The 1,709-nt window shown below is 44.3% G+C and carries 1 protein-coding gene; it reads right to left on the bottom strand.

Annotated features, from left to right (window positions below; translation table 11 throughout):
• Positions 1–142: 142 nt before the first annotated feature.
• On the bottom strand, positions 143–1,600 hold the full coding sequence (locus OCV59_RS11950) for an ISLre2 family transposase (RefSeq protein WP_147594667.1): 1,458 nt from the start codon (positions 1,598–1,600) through the stop codon (positions 143–145).
• Positions 1,601–1,709: the final 109 nt, after the last annotated feature.

Raw genomic sequence — 1,709 nt, 5'->3', positions numbered from 1 at the left:
GACAGTGTCAAGTTTCTGTAGGTTAAAAGATCGGAGACTGCCTCCCAGTATCCCATACTCTCAATAACCCGTATTTCCATATATCAGTTCAAGATGGCCGCTGATGCTGCACATCCTGTCTTTTTTTATGTTCTTATGGATCCTACACAACGATAAGATGATCCCTTATCGCCAGTTTCTTTATGATCTGTGATGAGATCGATCTCTGTATCTTGTCATAATATTTTCCGTTCGCAGCATGTCTCTTACTGCAGCTTCTCAGTATTTCTCCTACCAGACTTCTTTCCTTTCTGTTCCTCTCTTCTCTTTCAGTCTTCTGATACCTGACCAGCTGCAGCATGCTGCCTCTGTTGCAGTAATACGCTCTGAGCTTTCCCATGCGGTCAGCACCTCTCTTGCTCCATCCAAGCGGCCTGCTGCTCATCCTGCCGGCAAGCACATGGCTAACATGCCCCTCTGTGCTGCTTCCAACAACACCTTCCTTTCTCTCAAGGCGCACTTTTGCCGCTATCCAGTTTCCTTTGATATATCCTGCGCTTTGCCTGATACGTGCTGCATCAGCTCCATCACCATACTCCTTGAGTCTTTCGACGAGTTCATCGAATTCAGCCTTCGTTCCCGTTCGTATCACATCCCTCAGCATGCTTCTGCCATCACTTGCGCTGTCACCCAGATGGCTCGTCATTTTAGTCAGATATTTGTTGATATGATATTCATCCAGCACTTCGATCACCTGATCGAGCTTTCTTCGATGTCCTTTTATCCAGCCCCCTCCATCTGCATTAAGATAGATCTTTTTTATCGATCCCATATCATAGTGGCTTTCTATGTATTCGCTTACTTCATTCCAAAGCTCAGCATTTCTACTCCCCTCATATACTCCGCTGAAGTAACGAGGATTGATCAGCCTGTACCTTTTACTGCCCGGATTTTCGGGTCCGATACCCTCATAGACGTACACGAGCTTCACCTGGACATTGTTGTTCTTTCTTCCATCGCTTCCCCTTGCAATGTCGCCTTTTTGCATCAGGTACTGCAAAGATACATGATCTTCGTCTGCATCTATGTAAAGATACGGCACCTGTTTCTTCTTTTCCGGTATCCCGGCTTTCGGGAACTTGAGACTGTGAAGTCTGTTCATCACAGTTGATCTGCTGACATTCCCAAGTATGCTCACCTCTTCTGCGGCCCTTCGATATGAAGACTGCACAGCTTCCTCTATCATCTGAGCTTCTGCATCTTCTGTCATTCTCGCGCCTTCTTCGATACCCAAAACTCTATCGAGAAGATAAGTGCGCTTTCCGCTCCGTTTGTTTTTGTAGAGTGTTTTACGATATCTGATCTCACCTATCGATGTAAGCATCGGTTTCATGTCTCTTCTTACGATATTCCATTTGTCGATCCTGAGACCGCTGCTTCTGATCATCTCATCCATTTCCTCGAACGCATCCGAGATGTATGCGCAGGCATGTTTTAGGAATTCATCTTTGATTTTCCTGACAAACCCTGCGATATCCTGTGGATCCTCGAAAAATTCAGCGCAGATTTTATCGAGATTGATAGTGCCACTTTCACAAAACTGTTGTATACTTTTATACATAGAGAACCTCCTTGGTTAGTATTTTGTTTTGGGTTATTTAAATTCTAACACAAAAGGAAGTTCTCTTTTCTATTGATCTTTTTTTGACCTACAAATATTTTACACTAGC

The sequence above is a fragment of the Brotomerdimonas butyrica genome, from assembly GCF_025567305.1.
Lineage (GTDB): Bacteria > Bacillota > Clostridia > Peptostreptococcales > Anaerovoracaceae > Lentihominibacter > Lentihominibacter butyricus.
The sequence above is the reverse complement of the archived record's forward strand: the minus strand, read 5'-3'. Positions and strand labels throughout refer to the sequence as shown.

Excerpts from the sequence above, each read along its gene's own strand:
- OCV59_RS11950 (WP_147594667.1), bottom strand. The coding sequence starts at position 1,600 with ATGTATAAAAGTATACAACAGTTTTGTGAAAGTGGCACTATCAATCTC.